Origin of the sequence: Leptolyngbya sp. AN10, from assembly GCF_050565645.1 — a bacterium.
Lineage (GTDB): Bacteria > Cyanobacteriota > Cyanobacteriia > Leptolyngbyales > Leptolyngbyaceae > Leptolyngbya.
Genome location: NZ_JBNXVP010000051.1, coordinates 24892 through 43032, shown reverse-complemented (window position 1 = coordinate 43032; position 18141 = coordinate 24892). Strand labels below are relative to the sequence as shown.

Annotated in this window: 17 protein-coding genes; 15 read left to right on the top strand and 2 right to left on the bottom strand. The window is 45.3% G+C overall.

The genetic code is table 11. From position 1 onward, the window contains the following. Nucleotides 1–796: 796 nt before the first annotated feature. Entirely contained in the window at nt 797–991 is a 195-nt protein-coding gene (locus tag ACQ4M5_RS36745; RefSeq protein WP_430680747.1) for a hypothetical protein, read from the bottom strand. Here ACQ4M5_RS36745 and nifB point away from each other — a divergent pair. The 11 genes from nifB (at nt 984) to ACQ4M5_RS36690 (ending at nt 11980) form a co-directional block, all read left to right on the top strand. After that, the gene (gene nifB, locus ACQ4M5_RS36740; protein ID WP_430680746.1) at nt 984–2492 is read left to right on the top strand and encodes a nitrogenase cofactor biosynthesis protein NifB; all 1509 of its coding nucleotides are present in this window, start codon (nt 984–986) and stop codon (nt 2490–2492) included. The genes ACQ4M5_RS36745 and nifB overlap by 8 nt on opposite strands. Before the next feature lie 174 nt (nt 2493–2666). After that, entirely contained in the window at nt 2667–3041 is a 375-nt protein-coding gene (locus ACQ4M5_RS36735) for a 4Fe-4S dicluster domain-containing protein (protein ID WP_430680745.1), read from the top strand. Beyond that, nucleotides 3016–4215, top strand: a complete 1200-nt coding sequence (gene nifS / locus ACQ4M5_RS36730) for a cysteine desulfurase NifS (protein ID WP_430680744.1) — start codon at nt 3016–3018, stop codon at nt 4213–4215. The genes ACQ4M5_RS36735 and nifS overlap by 26 nt, the downstream gene beginning before the upstream one ends. Before the next feature lie 22 nt (nt 4216–4237). Next, nucleotides 4238–5122, top strand: coding sequence for a Fe-S cluster assembly protein NifU (gene nifU / locus ACQ4M5_RS36725; protein ID WP_430680743.1), 885 nt, complete (start codon nt 4238–4240; stop codon nt 5120–5122). 106 nt (nt 5123–5228) lie between these two features. Further along, nucleotides 5229–6119 carry a nitrogenase iron protein gene (gene nifH / locus ACQ4M5_RS36720; RefSeq protein ID WP_430680742.1) on the top strand — a complete coding sequence of 297 codons (891 nt, stop codon included), beginning with the start codon at nt 5229–5231 and terminating at the stop codon, nt 6117–6119. Between the two features lie 101 nt (nt 6120–6220). Next, complete coding sequence (nifD, locus tag ACQ4M5_RS36715) at nt 6221–7711, top strand: nitrogenase molybdenum-iron protein alpha chain (RefSeq protein WP_430680741.1); 1491 nt, start codon at nt 6221–6223, stop codon at nt 7709–7711. Nucleotides 7712–7955: 244 nt separating this feature from the next. Further along, nucleotides 7956–9494 (top strand): nitrogenase molybdenum-iron protein subunit beta, encoded by a 1539-nt coding sequence (gene nifK / locus ACQ4M5_RS36710; RefSeq protein ID WP_430680740.1) that lies wholly within the window; start codon nt 7956–7958, stop codon nt 9492–9494. Nucleotides 9495–9550: 56 nt separating this feature from the next. Further along, nucleotides 9551–10654 carry a homocitrate synthase gene (gene nifV / locus ACQ4M5_RS36705; RefSeq protein WP_430680739.1) on the top strand — a complete coding sequence of 368 codons (1104 nt, stop codon included), beginning with the start codon at nt 9551–9553 and terminating at the stop codon, nt 10652–10654. A gap of 9 nt (nt 10655–10663) precedes the next feature. Continuing rightward, the gene (locus ACQ4M5_RS36700) at nt 10664–10930 is read left to right on the top strand and encodes a nitrogen fixation protein NifZ (protein WP_430680738.1); all 267 of its coding nucleotides are present in this window, start codon (nt 10664–10666) and stop codon (nt 10928–10930) included. Then, nucleotides 10927–11130 (top strand): putative nitrogen fixation protein NifT, encoded by a 204-nt coding sequence (nifT, locus tag ACQ4M5_RS36695; RefSeq protein ID WP_430680737.1) that lies wholly within the window; start codon nt 10927–10929, stop codon nt 11128–11130. Before ACQ4M5_RS36700 ends, nifT begins: the two co-directional genes overlap by 4 nt. Nucleotides 11131–11437: 307 nt before the next feature. Continuing rightward, nucleotides 11438–11980, top strand: a complete 543-nt coding sequence (locus ACQ4M5_RS36690) for a (2Fe-2S) ferredoxin domain-containing protein (protein ID WP_430680736.1) — start codon at nt 11438–11440, stop codon at nt 11978–11980. Here ACQ4M5_RS36690 and ACQ4M5_RS36685 read toward each other — a convergent pair. Continuing rightward, complete coding sequence (locus ACQ4M5_RS36685; protein ID WP_430680735.1) at nt 11969–13576, bottom strand: helix-turn-helix domain-containing protein; 1608 nt, start codon at nt 13574–13576, stop codon at nt 11969–11971. The genes ACQ4M5_RS36690 and ACQ4M5_RS36685 overlap by 12 nt on opposite strands. 597 nt (nt 13577–14173) lie before the next feature. On the opposite strand from ACQ4M5_RS36685, the gene ACQ4M5_RS36680 reads away from it, so the two are divergent. The 4 genes from ACQ4M5_RS36680 to ACQ4M5_RS36665 all read left to right on the top strand — a co-directional run bounded on the left by ACQ4M5_RS36680 (nt 14174) and on the right by ACQ4M5_RS36665 (nt 18140). Beyond that, the gene (locus tag ACQ4M5_RS36680; protein WP_430680734.1) at nt 14174–15148 is read left to right on the top strand and encodes a cytochrome c oxidase subunit II; all 975 of its coding nucleotides are present in this window, start codon (nt 14174–14176) and stop codon (nt 15146–15148) included. Between the two features lie 4 nt (nt 15149–15152). Continuing rightward, on the top strand, nt 15153–16811 hold the full coding sequence (ctaD, locus tag ACQ4M5_RS36675; RefSeq protein ID WP_430680733.1) for a cytochrome c oxidase subunit I: 1659 nt from the start codon (nt 15153–15155) through the stop codon (nt 16809–16811). Nucleotides 16812–16989: 178 nt separating this feature from the next. Further along, entirely contained in the window at nt 16990–17661 is a 672-nt protein-coding gene (locus ACQ4M5_RS36670; protein WP_430680748.1) for a cytochrome c oxidase subunit 3, read from the top strand. A gap of 2 nt (nt 17662–17663) precedes the next feature. Beyond that, on the top strand, nt 17664–18140 hold the full coding sequence (locus ACQ4M5_RS36665) for a hypothetical protein (RefSeq protein ID WP_430680732.1): 477 nt from the start codon (nt 17664–17666) through the stop codon (nt 18138–18140). The last annotated feature ends 1 nt before the right edge of the window (nt 18141 follow it).

Sequence of the window (18141 nt, the reverse complement as noted above, 5' to 3'; positions counted from 1 at the left end):
ACGTCGTAGTCCGCCTGCCGCTTGTGCCTCCGAAAGTAAACGTGTTCGTTTAGAGCGGCGCATTCAGTTCTCTAAAATCACTACATTCTCATCTTGAGACTGCAAAAAGTTTTCTACATCACTAAGGGGTTAGGACTGAGTATTTCTTGTCTAAACTCGCTTGAGTTCCTAACCCTGATTTCATCAGAAATACAGCCGATTTCCTAACTCAAATTTCGCCTCAAATAAGGTGTACTCATCTGTACTCAAAGCGGACAGATTTGAGTTAAAAATATTAGTTTCTGTATCTGCTGTTACGCTTTGGTATTCTATTCTGATGAATTTGAAAAAGCAAGTCATCGATCGCACTATCAATATTAAAACATCCTTAAACTGATCACAAAATCCAAAAAAGTGATAGTTTAGATACAGAATTGAATTTTGGAATTCTCTGGGGTAGCTCCACTACAAGTTACTCCAGTTTTTAGCCTTACTTGAGTGCAAGTTTGTGATCCAAAAAACAATCGTAAATATTGCCTGAAACTCTTGCTATGTAAGGAGTGAGGTAGAGTACAGAAAACCCTAAACCCTCGCCCCTTTAATACTCGAACCCATCCTTAAAAATACTCAAACCTCACCCCCAAAAAGAATTTTTTCTTCCCTACAAATCAGGGTTTGAGGTGTTGAGTACAAATCCAATTAGTTCAATAAATCCTATCAGCACTCAGCCAAACTGCCGATTAAAACCTGGCTGATATAACTTGCACAACACCAATCACTGACCGCTTCTACCGAGAACCCAGTTATCTATCCGTTCTTAGATCAGAAGCGCAAGTGTGTGGAGCGAAGTGATAACACCATGTCCCCGTCCAATTGTTGAAGTCGCTTCCATCAGAATCGCTCTTTTTTCCCTCATATAGATAGGGCTGATTACTTGTTCATCAAGTTGAGCGATCGATTTGGAAGCGACATTCATTCTTTGACGATTCGTTCCACAGGTGGCGATGTCCACTGATCTATTCCGAAATTCAATGACACCACCACCCTCGGCATTGCTTACAACCCCCGTTACTGATTTAACGATCAACAAGTCCACCGATCCGAACAATCCTCAGCCGAACAAGTCCTCTGATAGTTGTGGTTGCAGTACTAATACGAAAGCAACACCAACAATCGACGATCGCATGAGAGAACGCATCGAGAAGCATCCTTGTTATAGCGAAGAAGCTCATCATCACTATGCTCGAATGCACGTTGCTGTAGCGCCCGCTTGTAACATTCAATGTAACTATTGCAATCGTAAGTATGATTGTGCGAATGAAAGCCGACCGGGTGTGGTTAGCGAATTGCTGACTCCAGAAGAAGCGGCTCACAAAGTGCTAGTGATCGCAGGTAAGATTCCTCAGATGACGGTTTTAGGAATTGCTGGTCCTGGTGATCCATTAGCGAATCCAGAAAAGACCTTCCGCACCTTTGAATTGATTGCGGATAAAGCACCGGATATCAAACTGTGCTTGTCTACTAACGGATTGATGCTGCCAGATTATGTCGATCGTATTAAAGCTCTAAATGTTGATCACGTCACAATTACAATCAACATGGTTGATCCTGAAATCGGCACTCAAATCTATCCTTGGGTTCACTATCGCCGTAGACGGTATAAAGGTTTAGAAGCGGCTCGAATCTTACACGAGCGTCAGATGGAAGGCTTGCAAGCACTTCGAGAAGCTGACATCCTTTGTAAAGTGAACTCGGTAATGATTCCGGGCATCAACGATAAACATTTAGTCGAAGTAGACAAAGTAATTCGGCAACATGGTGCATTCTTGCACAACATCATGCCGCTAATCTCTGCTCCAGAACATGGAACGCACTTTGGTTTAACAGGTCAACGCGGACCCAATCCCAAGGAGCTTAAAGAACTGCAAGATGAATGTGCAGACAGCAACATGAAAATGATGCGTCACTGTCGGCAATGTCGAGCAGATGCAGTTGGATTACTCGGTGAAGATCGATCGCAGGAATTCACCAAAGATAAGTTCATGGAAATGGACTCCGAGTATGATTTAGAAACTCGGAAAGAAGTTCACGAAGGAATTGCACACTTCAAAGAAGAGATCAAGCTTGCGAAAGCGAAAGTGAAACCGAGTGAGCGAGTGAAGAACAGTCCAAAGATCTTGGTTGCAGTCGCCACAAAAGGAGGCGGCATTGTAAATCAGCACTTTGGTCATGCAAAAGAGTTTCAAATCTTTGAGGTAGATGCGAACGAAGCGAAGTTCGTAGGACACCGCAAGATTGATCAATACTGCCAAGGTGGATACGGTGAAGAAGCAACGCTCGATCATGTGATTCAAGCAATTTCTGATTGTAAAGCGGTGTTGGCTTCTAAGATTGGCGGCTGTCCACAAGAGGAGTTGAAAAAAGCTGGGTTACAAGTAGTAGAAGCTTATGACGTGATTGAAAAAGTCGCACGAGAGTTCTACGACGAATTTATGACAGTACAGGTTGATTAGTTCCGAGAAAGCGGCTGGCGAATGGAATTCGCGCCTATACAAACGAAGTCCGCCGACGCGGACTGATAGAAATCAACTTTCCGCCAGTGTGCGGAGGCACGCTTTGTTTGTATAGCCCCGAATTCATTCGGAGGGCGTTCGGGCAAGAAGCCAATTCATTTAGGGAGTCAAGCCATGAGTTACACGATCACCAGTCAATGTATCGAATGCGATCGCTGTTTGTCTGTTTGTCCCACAAATGCAATTCAACATCATTGGATCGATCCAACTCGTTGTAACAATTGCGCTGATTCTTACTCTGTTGCCCAATGTGCTGCTGCCTGTCCAACAAACTATGGATGCGTTCCTGGTACAACTGCTGCTGTTTCTGTTCCCTCTGATGAGTACTGGAACCGCTGGTTTACCACCTATCAACGCTTAATTTTTAAGCTAAATGATCAAACTTCACCTTATTGGCACGATTGGTTTGATCTCTATTCTGAAAGACTATCCACTTTGCTCTCTCAAAATTCGGGGACTCGCAATGCAAACCTGCATTTATCTAGATAACAATGCAACCACTCAAGTTGATCCGCAAGTGGTTGAGGCAATGCTACCTTACCTAACGCAGTACTACGGCAACCCCTCATCAATGCACCGATTTGGGGGACAAGTCGGAAAAGCAATCAAAACGGCTCGATCGCAAGTTGCTGCACTGTTCAACTCAGAAGAATCTGAAGTCGTTTTTAATAGCTGCGGAACTGAAGGAAATAACACTGCAATCCGCGCTGCTCTTGCCGCTCAACCTGATCGCCGTCATATTATTACGACTCAAGTTGAACATCCAGCCGTTCTAAATGTCTACAAGCAACTTGAGAAACAAGGCTACAAAGTTACTTATCTTTCTGTGAGCCGTAAAGGTCAAGTCGATTTGATGGAGCTAGAAGCTTCGATGACAGGGGATACAGCTTTAGTTTCGATGATGTATGCGAACAATGAAACAGGCGTAATTTTCCCGGTTGAACAAGTCGGAGCGATCGCGAAAGAATATGGTGCAACGATGCACGTCGATGCAGTGCAAGTCGCTGGAAAAATTCCGCTCAATATGCAAACTAGCACGATCGATCTACTAACCATTTCCGGTCATAAGCTTCATGCTCCCAAAGGCATTGGTGCATTGTATATTCGTAGAGGTTTCCGGTTCCGTCCTTTCCTACTCGGTGGACATCAAGAACGCGGTCGCAGAGCAGGAACAGAGAACGTCCCTGGACTCATTGCACTTGGTAAAGCGGCAGAACTTGCACTAGAGCATTTACCGGATGTGAAACAGGAGAAAAAATTGCGCGATCGCTTAGAGAAAACATTGCTCAAAACGATTCCAGAAACCGAGGTCAATGGTGGCGGCACAGAACGCTTACCCAACACAACAAACATCGGTTTCAAATACATCGAAGGTGAAGCCATTCTACTCTCTTTGGATCAATACGGAATCTGTGCCTCGTCTGGTTCTGCTTGTACGTCTGGATCGCTCGAACCGTCCCACGTTCTCAGAGCAATGGGCTTACCTTACACGATTCTGCATGGTTCGATTCGCTTTAGTCTTTCTCGCTTTAACACTGAAGCAGAAGTCGATCGCGTTCTTGAACTGATGCCGGGAGTTGTCGATCGCTTACGTGCCCTGTCTCCCTTCAACAGCGACGAAGCTGAATGGCTCCAAGGTCGAGAAGTTGCTGCAATCAATTAACCCTTTCACTTGAGATAAAGCCATGTGGGACTACACTGAAAAAGTACTAGATCTGTTTTACAATCCACAGAACCAAGGCGCGATCGAAGATTTGAACGAAAATGGAATTGCGATCGTGTTTGGTGAAGTTGGAAGTATTGCCTGCGGCGATGCACTGAGATTGCATCTAAAGATTGAAGTCGAAAGTGATAAGATTCTCGATTCGCGGTTTCAAACTTTTGGATGTACGAGTGCGATCGCGTCTTCCTCCGCACTGACTGAGATGGTCAAAGGACTCACATTAGACGAAGCTTTGAATGTTACCAACAAAGAAATTGCTGAGTTCTTAGGTGGACTTCCTGAAGCAAAAATGCACTGTTCTGTTATGGGACAAGAAGCATTAGAAGCTGCAATCTATAAGTATCGTGGCATCGAAATCGAAGAACACGAAGACGATGAAGGAGCATTAATTTGTAGTTGCTTTGGCATTAGTGAACCAAAAATCCGCCGCGTGGTGATTGAAAACGGACTAACCACAGTTGAGCAGGTTACAAGCTATGTCAAAGCAGGCGGCGGGTGTGGTTCCTGTCTTGCAGACATCGAAGATACGATCGCAGCGATCATCGATGAGAAAGAAACCACAGCCGCCAGAATTGCCGCAGAAATCGCGATCGCACAAGAGAAATCGCTTCCCTTAACGAACATTCAAAAGATTACTCGCATTCAGCAAGTTCTCGAAGAAGTTCGTCCGATGCTCTTAGCCGATGGCGGTGATGTTGAACTTTACGATGTCGAAGGTGACATTGTGAAAGTTATTCTCAAAGGCGCGTGCGGTTCTTGTGCAAGCAGTACCGAAACCTTAAAAGGCGCGATCGAATCCCGGATCAAAACCCAAGTTCTTTCCAGCTTAGTTGTTGAAGCTGTTTAACTTATGAACCAAGCCTTTCAGTGCTATCCCGTCGAGCGATCGCCCCCTCACTTGCATTGCTCGACCGAATGAAAACCATTGTTTGACTAACTATCAGGAGATTATCATGGCTGACAGAATGAGACAGATCGCTTTCTATGGCAAAGGTGGTATTGGTAAATCGACCACTTCCCAGAATACGATCGCAGGTTTAGCAGAACTCGGCGAACGCATCATGATCGTAGGATGCGACCCGAAAGCAGATTCCACTCGCTTGATGTTACACAGTAAAGCTCAAACCACGATTTTGCACTTAGCAGCAGAACGCGGCGCAGTCGAAGATCTCGAACTCGAAGAAGTGCTGTTGAATGGTTACAAAGATGTGAAATGCGTCGAGTCAGGCGGTCCTGAACCCGGTGTAGGCTGTGCAGGACGAGGCATCATCACAGCAATCAACTTCTTAGAAGAAAATGGTGCTTACGAAGACCTCGATTTCGTTTCCTACGACGTATTGGGCGACGTTGTTTGCGGTGGATTTGCAATGCCAATTCGCGAAGGAAAAGCACAAGAAATCTATATTGTGACTTCCGGTGAAATGATGGCAATGTACGCTGCCAACAACATTGCACGAGGCATTCTCAAGTATGCTCACTCTGGTGGTGTGCGTTTGGGTGGCTTGATTTGTAACAGTAGAAAGGTCGATCGAGAAATCGAACTGATCGAAACTCTGGCGCAACGGTTGAACACTCAAATGATTCACTTCGTCCCGCGTGACAACGTGGTGCAACACGCTGAACTGCGCCGGATGACTGTGATTGAGTATGCGCCAAATTGCAACCAAGCAAATGAGTACCGCGCACTTGCTAAGAAGATCCAAGAAAACGAAAATCTGACCATTCCAACTCCAATTACAATGGACGAACTGGAAGAACTGCTGGTCGAATTCGGCATCTTAGGCGATGACAAAGAATTCGAGCACTTGGTTGGTAAAACAGCAGAAGAAGTTGCTGCTGTTTAATTCCCAGTTATTCAATCCTTCTCACTCATCGGATAGGGAACAGATCACAGTCTCCCTTCCCTATCCTTCCCTCCGATCCTCCACAACACCGAGAGGCAATCATGACACCTCCAGAATCCGCTACTCTTGAAACAAACACAGCGCCCGAAATCGACAAAAAAGCGCTAATCGAAGAAACTCTAGAAGCCTATCCTGAGAAAGCTCAGAAAAAACGTGCAAAACACTTAAACGTTTACGAAGAAGGCAAAGCAGACTGCGGCGTAAAATCAAATGTCAAATCTGTTCCAGGCTCAATGACAACTCGCGGATGTGCCTATGCAGGCTCAAAAGGAGTAGTTTGGGGACCTATCAAAGACATGATTCACATCAGTCACGGTCCCGTTGGTTGCGGTTACTACTCCTGGTCTGGTCGTCGAAACTACTACATTGGTACAACCGGAATCGATACCTTCGGTACAATGCAATTTACCTCTGATTTCCAAGAGCGTGACATTGTATTTGGCGGTGACAAGAAGTTAGCTAAGCTAATCACTGAACTCGATGAACTATTCCCACTCAATCGGGGTGTTTCGATTCAATCTGAATGTCCGATCGGACTAATCGGAGATGACATCGAAGCCGTTGCCAAAAAGTCTGCCAAGGAAATCGGTAAAACCGTTGTTCCTGTTCGTTGTGAAGGCTTCCGAGGCGTTTCACAATCACTAGGACACCACATCGCGAATGATGCGATTCGGGACTGGGTTTTCCCACAGTTCGACAAAGACAAAAAAGAGGGCAATGTTCCCGATGGTACAGAATATGATGTCGCAATCATCGGAGACTACAACATTGGTGGAGATGCTTGGTCAAGCCGAATTCTACTCGAAGAAATTGGCTTACGAGTGGTAGCACAATGGTCAGGAGATGGCACACTCAATGAGATGAAACTCACTCCAGGCGTGAAGCTGAACTTAGTTCACTGTTATCGATCGATGAACTACATCAGCCGCCACATGGAAGAAACCTACGGTATTCCGTGGCTTGAGTACAATTTCTTCGGTCCGACTCAGATTGCAAAATCCCTGCGTGAAATTGCTTCCAAGTTTGATGAAACGATTCAGCAAAAAGCCGAAGAAACGATCGCGAAATACGAAGCTCAAACCCAAGCAGTAATCGATAAGTTCCGTCCTCGCTTAGAAGGTAAAACGGTTGCTCTGATGGTCGGTGGTCTACGTCCTCGTCACGTTGTTCCAGCCTTCTATGACTTAGGCATGAAGCTGATCGGAACAGGCTATGAATTCGGTCACAACGACGACTACAAGCGCACAACGCACTATGTCGAAAATGGAACACTCATCTATGATGATGTCTCTGCTTATGAATTCGAGAAGTTCGTCAAAGAACTCAATCCGGATCTGATTGCATCGGGCATTAAAGAGAAGTATGTGTTCCAGAAAATGGCGCTTCCGTTCCGTCAGATGCACTCTTGGGATTATTCGGGACCGTATCACGGTTATGACGGCTTCGCAATCTTTGCGAGAGATATGGATCTCGCTTTGAACAGTCCGACTTGGAGTCTGATTGGTGCGCCTTGGAAGAAAGACAAGGCTTAGATGGATGGCTCCATGATTGCCTTCCGAATAGAATTCGGGGCTACACAAACAAAGTCCACCTACGCGGACTCACTCAAAAAATGGCTGTTAGTGTGCAGCGGCACACTTCGTTTGTATAGCCGCGAATTCTATTCGCCACGGCACATCACACGACATCATACAACGCAACATACATCGTCACGTCACACAGAAAATCTACTCTCTCATCTCCACACAACTCAATTCGCCTCTCTGGAGAACAGCAATGGCACAACATAACATCGATAAAATCAAAGACCACGCCGAACTCTTCCACCAAGATGAATACCAAGAACTCTTCGCCGCTAAAAAAGAGTTTGAAGGTGGACATGATCCCGAAGAAGTCACTCGCGTTGCCGAATGGACAAAAACTTGGGAATATCGCGAAAAGAACTTCGCCCGTCAAGCTCTAACCGTTAACCCTGCAAAAGCTTGCCAACCTTTAGGAGCAATTCTCGCTGCTGTTGGTTTTGAAAATACGCTCCCCTTTGTTCACGGCTCTCAAGGTTGCGTCGCCTATTTTCGATCGCACTTTACCCGCCACTTCAAAGAACCCTTCTCGGCAGTCTCCTCCTCGATGACAGAAGATGCTGCGGTCTTTGGTGGACTCAATAACCTGATCGATGGTCTAGCCAACTCCTACAGCCTCTACAATCCCAAGATGATCGCAGTCTGCACGACTTGTATGGCAGAAGTCATCGGGGATGACTTACAAGGCTTTATCGGCAACGCCAAAGAAGCAGGTGCAATTCCCAAAGAGTTTCCAGTTCCCTTTGCTCACACGCCTAGCTTTGTCGGCTCTCACATCTTGGGCTATGACAACATGATGAAGGGCATTCTTTCCAACCTCACCGCAGGTAAGAAAGCTGAAACCAAGAATGGCAAAATTAACTTCATTCCTGGATTTGAAACCTACATTGGCAACTTACGTGAAGTAAAACGGCTTGCTTCCACAATGGGAGTTGATTTCACATTGTTAGGCGACAACTCTGATTACTTAGATTCTCCGAACGATGGTGAATATCGGATGTATCAGGGTGGAACAACCTTGGAAGAAGGCGCAGATTCGATCAATGCAGAAGCTACGATCGCATTTCAAGCTTACGCGAGTGCGAAAACTCGTGAGTACATCGAGAAAGAATGGAAACAACCGACTTCCGTTTCCCGTCCAGTGGGCATTCGTGGTACGGACGAATTCTTGATGAAGCTCTCTGAACTTACAGGACAACCGATTCCGAAAGAGCTTGAAGATGAACGGGGTCGCGCTGTTGATGCCCTGACTGATTCACAAGCTTGGTTACACGGCAAGAAAGTTGCCCTCTACGGTGATCCAGATTTGGTCTTTGGCTTAGTGCAATTCTTGTTAGAAATCGGTGCTGAACCGACTCACATTGTTGTGACCAATAGCAATGACGTGTTTGAAAAAGAATTGCAAGCAGTTCTAGATGCAACACCCTTTGGCAACTCAGCAAAAATCTGGGGTGGTAAAGACCTGTGGCATCTACGATCGCTGCTCTTCACCGAACCCGTTGACCTCTTGATTGGTAACTCTTACGGCAAATATCTCTGGCGTGATACTAAGACCCCATTGGTTCGGATTGGTTATCCAATCTTCGATCGCCATCACTTGCACCGCTACGAAACCTATGGTTACAAAGGTGCGATCAACCTCTTGAACTGGATCGTGAATACGCTGCTGGATGAACTCGATCGCAATACGATCGTCCCAGCGAAGACTGATATCTCGTATGACTTGATCCGTTAAAGCCGATCTCAGGGGGTGGGGTTGTCTGCTCACCCCCTTTTCTGTGGAGCATGATCATGATTCAAATTAATGACACGACTTTAAGAGACGGAGAGCAAGCAGCGGGCGTTGCCTTTACCATTGACGAAAAGATTGCGATCGCTAAATTTCTCGATGATATTGGAGTCCAAGAACTTGAGATCGGCATTCCTGCAATGGGAAAACCCGAAACCGAAGCTATCAGAGCGATTACCCAACTCGGACTCAATGCAAAACTACTCGGTTGGAATCGTGCTGTCGTCTCTGATATTGCTGCCTCGATCGCTTGTGGACTAAAACGAGTTCATATCTCGGTTCCGGTTTCAGAAATCCAAATCGCCGCAAAGTTCCAAGGACAATGGCGATCGATGTTAGAACGCCTAAGAGATACAATTTGCTTTGCAGTGGATCAAGGATTGTATGTTTCTGTTGGTGGTGAAGATTCTTCTAGAGCCGATGAAACCTTTTTACTTGATGTTGCTTTGTATGCTCAAGAATGGGGCGCTTCTCGATTTCGATTCTGTGATACCGTTGGCATTCTCGATCCATTCAGTACCTTTAACAAAGTTAAATCTCTAGTGGAGCATCTGAAAATAGCGATCGAGATGCACACCCACAATGATCTAGGACTTGCAACTGCAAACGCTCTTGCAGGGATTCAAGCAGGTGCAACTTCAGTTAATACAACCGTAAATGGTTTAGGAGAAAGAGCCGGAAACGCTGCCCTCGAAGAAGTCGTAATGAGTCTCAAGCAAATTCATCACCAGAATACAGGGATTGATACCTCACAGCTACTCTCACTCTCTCGTGTCGTCTCTAAAGCATCAAATAGCACTGTTCCACCTTGGAAAGCGATCGTCGGTTCTAATGCGTTTGCTCACGAAGCTGGCATTCACGGTGATGGCGTTCTCAAAAATCCTCGTACCTATGAACCGTTTGCGCCTGAAGAAGTCGGCTGGCAACGTCGATTAGTCGCTGGCAAACATTCAGGCAAGCATCTCGTTTCCAATCTACTTGCACAACATGGAATCATGCTCGATTTAGCAGAAACACAATCGATCGTGAATTCCGTTCGAGATTTATCGATGCAGTTAAAGCGAAGTTTGACCACAGAAGAACTGTTGAATTTAGTTGATCAATAGGAGTGAACTATGCGACCCGATGAAGTTGAAATCGATGATGATCCCATCTATGACATTGGGCACAAAGTCCGGGTGCGTCGTCTGATTCGCAATGATGGTACATTTCCTGGACAGGATATCGGTGTGACCTTAGCGAAAAAAGGCGAAACAGGGTACGTCGTTAGTATTGGAACCTTTCTACAGACCTACTACATTTATGCTGTTCATTTTATGCAGTCTGGTTATGTCATTGGTTGCCGCAGTAAAGAACTAGAATCCGCAGAGGAAACAGTATGAAAATCATGTTACGCAAAAACTCGATCGGGCATTTAGTCGTTTATGTGCCGAAGAAAGACTTAGAAGAAGAAGTAATCAACGAAGCGGATACAACAGAAGGGAAGGTTTATACCCTTGCAAATGGTTGGGAATTGGCACTGCCTCTGATGGAAGAACCGATGCGATTACCTCAAACTGTGGAAGCTCGACGGATTGCATGATTCCAAATTGAGTTGGTATAACTCGGATCTTGCATCAGTCTCAATAAGCCAGTGTTTAAGGCTGTCGTTCATTGCATTCATCCGCCCCGGATTGAAATCGGGGCTAACAGAACAAAGTCCACTAAAGAGGACTGAGAGACTCTTTCAGCTTCTTCAGTCCGTTTCAACGGACTTCGCACCGTTAGCCCCGAATTCATTCCGGGGCGAGATAGCGCAGAGAACGAAACGCCTAAAACACGCCTTATTGAGACTGGTGCAAGATTTAAGATAACGCTCTCATTTCAAACACTCCATTGCAAACACTCCTATGTCTGAAAAACCTCAAACCTCCCAATTCTGCCTAAAAGGACAATTCCTCGCCTTCGTCGTCGATGAAGGCAAAATCAAACACCTCAGAATGTCGATCGCTGAAGAAGAAATCCAAATCAAACTCTCGAAAACACTCCGGACTGCTTTATCTAGCTCACTCCTGCGTCCGCTCGATACCATTCAAGTCATTGGCAAACACAAGATTAGTTCCAAAACAGGCACAATCAAACTAACAGCCCAACAAATCTTCCGAACAGATTGCACCAAAGTGGAAGCTAAACCCAACAAAGCATCCTTCAAAATCCTTGTCTGCCAAAACTCGAAATGTCAGCGCAAAGGCGGACACAAGCATCATCACGCTCTAGAAACAACATTGCGCGATCGAGAACTTCACACCATCACTAAAATCGAATCCTCAAGCTGTTTAGGCAAATGCTCAATGGCTCCAAATCTCATGTTAATGCCTGGGAAAAAACGACTCAGCGGTATGGAACCCGACGCGATCGCAACTCTGATTCAGTCCTTAGCTTCAAAGTCCTAACACCTTTTTCAATAAAGCTTGATCCTGAGATTTGATCTGAAATCGACCGTTTTCAATATCCCGAATCCAGCTTTGACTCTTACCCGTTTGTTCTGCTAATTGTCGCTGGCTCAATCCCATTTGTTTTCGAGCCGCAATAATCGACTCACTCGACAGCAGCGATGGTGAAGTTCGACTTTTAGAGCGAGATTGTTTGTTTGTCGATCGCTTTTTCTTCTTTTGCAAGCCCAAGGATAGTTCCCAATCCGCAGGCAGCGCAAACGACAGAATCCGAGCATTCAGTAATAAATTCCACTTCCCACGCGGTGCAGCATCAGTCAATCGCGAATTCCCGCTACCATCATTCATCCAAAATTCCAAAGCTTCCTCAGCATCATCTGGTAGATCTGCCAGCTTTGACCACAATGGACGAATCTCAGGCGGATAAGTCACCGGATCAAACTCTGGCTTCAATCCATAGTTATCCAACACTGATAAATCATTTTCAAACGCTCGAACAATCCGCTTCCGTTCTTCGCGTTGAGCACTCGCAATCATCACTTTTTCTTCACCATAAGCGACTCGCATCAGAGTAGGCACTGTCACCCGTTGCTCTTTCCCAATTCGCGCCTTAAACAACAACCACAACAGCATTCGTGCGGCTCCTTCATGCTGCTGCCAAATGCTCATAATCGAAGACATCAAAGACTTCGGCAGATTGCCATACTGATAAAACGCGGATTGTTCCTTACACTCCTGTTTATTCAGAAAATACTTCGCCCATTCTCCTGCTTTTATCCTGAAGGTCAACCCCACTAGATGCTTACACTTCAACTCATCTTCCTGGAAATGATGTTGCACTTCTTGGAGATGCCAGAGGCGACTGTCAGAAAGAGAAAATGCTGGAATTCTGCCTTGCTTTGGAAAGTCGATCGAAGTCATTAACCAACAAGGCGTTTCTGCTAAATCTTTGATCAAATTCAACTTTACAGGCTTGCTCAGATCCTTGCGTTTATCTAATCCAAGATAGGCTTCGATCTGATGATCACCAATGATAAATTCTTCTTCCCAAGGCTTTTCTAGTGTTGTTGCATAAGCCGCAAACAACAGATGTAAACAAGCGGCTCGAATATCCATTTCTGCGACGATTTCTCGTGCATCTTGCTTGCTTGCGATCGTTGAACTATCAACATCGAGACTATCTGCTAGTTTCAAAGAGATCGAGCCTTGACCATGCTGAATCGATCGCTGGTACACCAAAGTTTCATCTTGCACTTTCCAAGGTAGTGCTTTGCGTTGAGCTAGGAGATTGCAGGCTTCCCAAAGCACGATCGCTGAAGCAAATGGACTATTTTTTCCATTGGTAAATAGCTCAGGACTGGTAATCGGACGAGTTTCGACAATTCTCGATCGACCTTTTAGCGCTTGATAGGGAAGTAGAAGATTCTGATCACAGGCTGACACACACTGAGGCTCGTCAAACAATCCTTCGCAGTTATTACACAACACAGGATTAATCCAAACATCGCCCGTGTCTTCAACTCGAATTGCTCCGGTTGGACATTGAGGACGGCACACATCACAACCCATACAATCGCTAGAAATTTGATATGCCATAGTGTTCTGCTGATGGGGCGACACAGTTAAAAAATACTTGAGAAGCTAAAACTGGCTCGAAAAGAAAAAGCATCTAAACAAGTCTAGGAGTATGTTCTGTTCTAAAAGAGTAAACCGCTTTGTTCTGTTCAGTTTGAGCAATTCAACAGTTTTTTAATATTCAGTAATCTTTGTTCATCATGAACACCCAGAGTTTGCAGAAAGATAGCAATTCTTACAATTTAGAAAAACGATAGATTAGGGTCAGTAGTTAATCATCTTAATAGATATGATTAAGCATTCAAACTGTTAGATTGAATTGAATTTTCAAAATTGTGTTTGCTGCAAACAAACGACTAAATTTCATTTGTAATTATAGATACTAATTCTCTTATGACCCCCGCTATGTCGAGTCTTGGTAAGGCGATGTAGAAGGAGTTTCTGATAGATTTTAAGATCTTCTTAACTTGAATTTCTGCTGAATACGCTTAGAATCAGTGCTGTAATTCTTACTGGCTACGGCGCGTTCCAAGACTAGCGAATTGTTCGTTTTTAGCTTCAAGTTCTTGTTTTCTACTTTTGCAACGTTGCTGTTTCCAAAGTTGTTTTCAGCAAATTATGAAACAAATTCCTACTTCATTGCTGACCCTTCTTGCAGGCATTGGAATCACTTTGATCAGTCTGTGGGTTAGCCAGAATCATCACCTCTTACCTGTGCAAGCTTCAGAGCAAGCGCCTTGGGTGGATGATTTCTTCAGTCTCATGGTTGGGATTGGAACAGCATTGTTTATTGTTGTACAAGGGGCGATTCTCTATTTCACGATTCGATATCGCAAACGGGACGGAGATGAAACCGATGGCGTTCCGATCGAAGGAAACTTCGCCCTCGAAATCCTCTGGACAGCGATTCCGAGTGTGATTGTGATTGGTTTAGGAATCTACAGTGTCGATGTCTATGAGCAAATGGGCGGAATTGCTTCTGGTTCTGCAATGGCACATGTTCACTCTGCTCAAACTCATGCTCAACATCCAATGAATGCAGCGATCGCGGCTCCACTGTTAGCAGATGCCACGACTGAAATCAGTGAAGCACCCAAGACGAGCATTCCAACTTATGGTTTGACGACTGTGGATAGTAATGCTCTTATTGTGAATGTGACTGCCATGCAATACGCTTGGTTGTTTGACTATCCACTGCAAGAGATTCTGCCGGGTGAGTTGCATGTTCCACTAGGGCAAAAAGTACTGCTCAATCTGAAAGCTCAAGATGTGATTCATTCATTTTGGGTTCCACAGTTCCGCATCAAACAGGATGTCATCCCTGGTGAGCAAACCCAACTACAATTCGTTGCAACCAAACTGGGTGAGTATCCGATCGTCTGTACAGAACTCTGCGGAGCTTACCACGGTGGAATGCGATCGAACATCATTGTCCACACTCCCGAAGACTTCGAGAAATGGGTGCAAGAAACTAAAGTGGCTCAAGTCGCAGAATCGCAGAATACCATTGCTCGATCGGATGCAGATTTTCTTGCTCCTTACACCAAAGACCTCGGCATTACCGCAGACACCTTAGCGCAATTGCACTCGTAGAACTATGACTCAAACTCAAGACCCGAATCTGGTCATTTCCTCAGAGACATCGCCATCGGTTCATCCTGCTTGGAAATGGTACGATTACTTTACTTTCAACACTGATCATAAAGTGATTGGAATTCAGTATCTCGTCACTGCGTTTATCTTCTACCTGGTTGGTGGATTCATGGCGGTGATTGTTCGGACAGAACTTGCAACACCTGATCCAGATTTAGTCGATAGCAGCGTCTACAATGCGTTTATGACGAATCATGGAACAATCATGATCTTCTTGTGGATTGTTCCAGCCGCGATCGGAGGTTTTGGAAACTTCCTCGTCCCGCTGATGGTCGGTGCGAGAGATATGGCATTTCCGAAGTTAAATGCAGTTGCATTTTGGCTCAATCCTCCCGCTGGATTACTTCTAGTTGTTAGCTTCCTATTCGGTGGCGCACAAGCGGGATGGACTTCTTACCCGCCGCTCTCGATTATTACGGCTCCGATCGCTCAATCAATTTGGATTGCCGCGATCGCACTTGTCGGAACTTCTTCAGTGTTAGGCTCACTGAACTTTGTTATTACAATCTGGAAAATGAAAGTTCCTAGCATGAAGTGGACACAGGTTCCATTGTTCTGCTGGGCAATCATGGCAACTTCGATCTTGGCGCTACTCTCGACTCCTGTTTTAACGATCGGTTTAGTTTTACTCTTGTTTGATATCAACTTTGGAACTTCCTTCTACAAGCCCGATGCGGGTGGAAACGTCGTTTTATATCAGCATTTGTTCTGGTTCTACTCTCACCCAGCGGTTTACCTAATGATCTTGCCGATCTTTGGAATTATGTCTGAGGTGATTCCGGTTCATGCTCGCAAACCGATTTTTGGCTATAAAGCGATCGCATATTCCAGTGTTGCTATTTGCTTAGTTGGATTGTTCGTTTGGGTGCATCACATGTTCACCAGCGGCACTCCGGGCTGGATGAGAATGTTCTTTACGATTTCGACTTTGATTGTTGCAGTTCCGACTGGAGTAAAAATCTTTGGTTGGGTAGCAACGCTCTGGGGTGGAAAGATTCGATATACGAGTGCAATGCTATTCGCGATCGGGCTACTCTCGATGTTCGTGATGGGTGGTTTAGGTGGAGTCACACTCGGAACGGCTCCGTTTGATTTGCATGTTCACGATACTTACTATGTGGTCGGTCACTTCCACTATGTACTGTTTGGTGGATCAGTGTTTGGTATCTATTCGGGTATCTATCATTGGTTCCCGAAAATGACAGGTCGAATGCTCGATGAACGGTTAGGACGCATTCACTTTGCACTAACATTCATCGGCACTCATCTTACTTTCTTACCGATGCACTATTTGGGATTACAAGGAATGCCGCGCCGGGTTGCAATGTATGATCCGCAGTTTACTTCAGTGAATCAGCTTTGTACGATCGGTGCTTATGTTTTGGCAATTTCAGTGATTCCTTTCTACTTCAATGTGATTCGGAGTTGGAGCCGAGGTGAGAAAGCAGGAGACAATCCTTGGAATGCTTTGACTTTAGAATGGACAACCAGTTCTCCTCCAATGATTGAGAATTGGGAAGTCTTGCCTGTGGTCACACATGGTCCTTATGACTATGGCATGACTGAACCGGAACCTACGATCGATCCTGCTCCTGCACAGTAAAGGTCTTGCTTGTGAAGACTTTGCGCTTCGTTGTTATCTCGCCCGGAGCTAAACCTCCAGGCTAATCGAAGGAAGCCCACTGAACTGGGCTAAAACCTGTTCTGAGCCTGCTTTAGCAGGGTTGCCGCCATTAGCCCGGAGGTTCAGCTCCGGGTGGACTATGCACTGACGAAAAGATCTGTCGATCGAGACAACCCACATCCACGATCGCAGCAAATCTTTCAAATATCTAACTTTTCTAACCACCATGACCCAAGTTACTCTCGACTCTTCCAACACCGCACACGACCACGCCGCAGAGCATCCCGACCTCCGAACACTCGGCTTACTCACCTTCCTAATTTCTGAATCTTTAATGTTCGGTGCATTGTTCGCGACCTATCTATTCCTCAGAGGTATCACTCCACAGTTTCCGCCAGAAGGAACCGAAGTTGAACTACTTCTACCCAGCATCAACACAATCATTCTGGTTTCTAGTAGCTTTGTGATTCATAAAGGCGATGTTGCTATCAAACAAAATGACGTGAAAGGAATGCGGCTCTGGTATGGAATTACCGCATTGATGGGCGCAATTTTCTTAGCAGGTCAAGTCTATGAATATGCAACTTTAGGCTATGGACTCACGACCAATACTTTTGCAAATTGCTTTTACATGATGACCGGATTTCATGGCTTGCACGTTTTCATTGGGTTGCTCATGATCTTGGGAGTCCTTTGGCGATCGCGTCGTCCAAACCATTATTCTGCGACGAAACACACGGGCATTGAAATGGCAGAAATTTACTGGCACTTCGTAGATATTATCTGGATCATTCTATTCGCCTTGCTGTACATTCTCACTCAGTTCTAACCATGACTGCGACCACTCTTTCTTGGTACGATGTCCCGTCCGAAATCAAAGACTTACTCCATTCTGCTGCTGCTACTTGGGAAGATACTGAGCTATCAGAACAATACATCTTAGAAGCTTTGTCCAAAGCCGAGACGAATTTCGATGTGTTGATTGCCGCATATCGGTACTTCTTCTACAAAAACAAGCCCGAAATGGCGCTTCAGATAGCTCAGAAAGTTGTCGATCGCATTCGCATTCTCGAACAGTTCCCCGAATCTTGGCAGGAGTTGAAACCGATATTGCTCGATCGACGAGATGATCCAAATATTCGGCTGTATCTCAATGCGTATGGTGCATCTGGTCTGGTTTTAGCCAAACTGGGAGAACTTGAAAAAGCGAAAGAAATTACTGCCCGCATCAAAGAAATCGATGGCAAAGAATTCGGGGGAGCAGCAGTCGTCTTCGATGTGTTAACTCAGCCATTAGAAGATGAATAAC

What these genes read in the sequence shown, in the direction of transcription:
- nifB (WP_430680746.1), top strand. Translation starts at nt 984, where the DNA reads ATGTCCACTGATCTATTCCGAAATTCAATGACACCACCACCCTCGGCA.
- ACQ4M5_RS36735 (WP_430680745.1), top strand. Translation starts at nt 2,667, where the DNA reads ATGAGTTACACGATCACCAGTCAATGTATCGAATGCGATCGCTGTTTG.
- nifS (WP_430680744.1), top strand. Translation starts at nt 3,016, where the DNA reads ATGCAAACCTGCATTTATCTAGATAACAATGCAACCACTCAAGTTGAT.
- nifU (WP_430680743.1), top strand. Translation starts at nt 4,238, where the DNA reads ATGTGGGACTACACTGAAAAAGTACTAGATCTGTTTTACAATCCACAG.
- nifH (WP_430680742.1), top strand. Translation starts at nt 5,229, where the DNA reads ATGGCTGACAGAATGAGACAGATCGCTTTCTATGGCAAAGGTGGTATT.
- nifD (WP_430680741.1), top strand. Translation starts at nt 6,221, where the DNA reads ATGACACCTCCAGAATCCGCTACTCTTGAAACAAACACAGCGCCCGAA.
- nifK (WP_430680740.1), top strand. Translation starts at nt 7,956, where the DNA reads ATGGCACAACATAACATCGATAAAATCAAAGACCACGCCGAACTCTTC.
- nifV (WP_430680739.1), top strand. Translation starts at nt 9,551, where the DNA reads ATGATTCAAATTAATGACACGACTTTAAGAGACGGAGAGCAAGCAGCG.
- ACQ4M5_RS36700 (WP_430680738.1), top strand. Translation starts at nt 10,664, where the DNA reads ATGCGACCCGATGAAGTTGAAATCGATGATGATCCCATCTATGACATT.
- nifT (WP_430680737.1), top strand. Translation starts at nt 10,927, where the DNA reads ATGAAAATCATGTTACGCAAAAACTCGATCGGGCATTTAGTCGTTTAT.
- ACQ4M5_RS36690 (WP_430680736.1), top strand. Translation starts at nt 11,438, where the DNA reads ATGTCTGAAAAACCTCAAACCTCCCAATTCTGCCTAAAAGGACAATTC.
- ACQ4M5_RS36685 (WP_430680735.1), bottom strand. Translation starts at nt 13,576, where the DNA reads ATGGCATATCAAATTTCTAGCGATTGTATGGGTTGTGATGTGTGCCGT.
- ACQ4M5_RS36680 (WP_430680734.1), top strand. Translation starts at nt 14,174, where the DNA reads ATGAAACAAATTCCTACTTCATTGCTGACCCTTCTTGCAGGCATTGGA.
- ctaD (WP_430680733.1), top strand. Translation starts at nt 15,153, where the DNA reads ATGACTCAAACTCAAGACCCGAATCTGGTCATTTCCTCAGAGACATCG.
- ACQ4M5_RS36665 (WP_430680732.1), top strand. Translation starts at nt 17,664, where the DNA reads ATGACTGCGACCACTCTTTCTTGGTACGATGTCCCGTCCGAAATCAAA.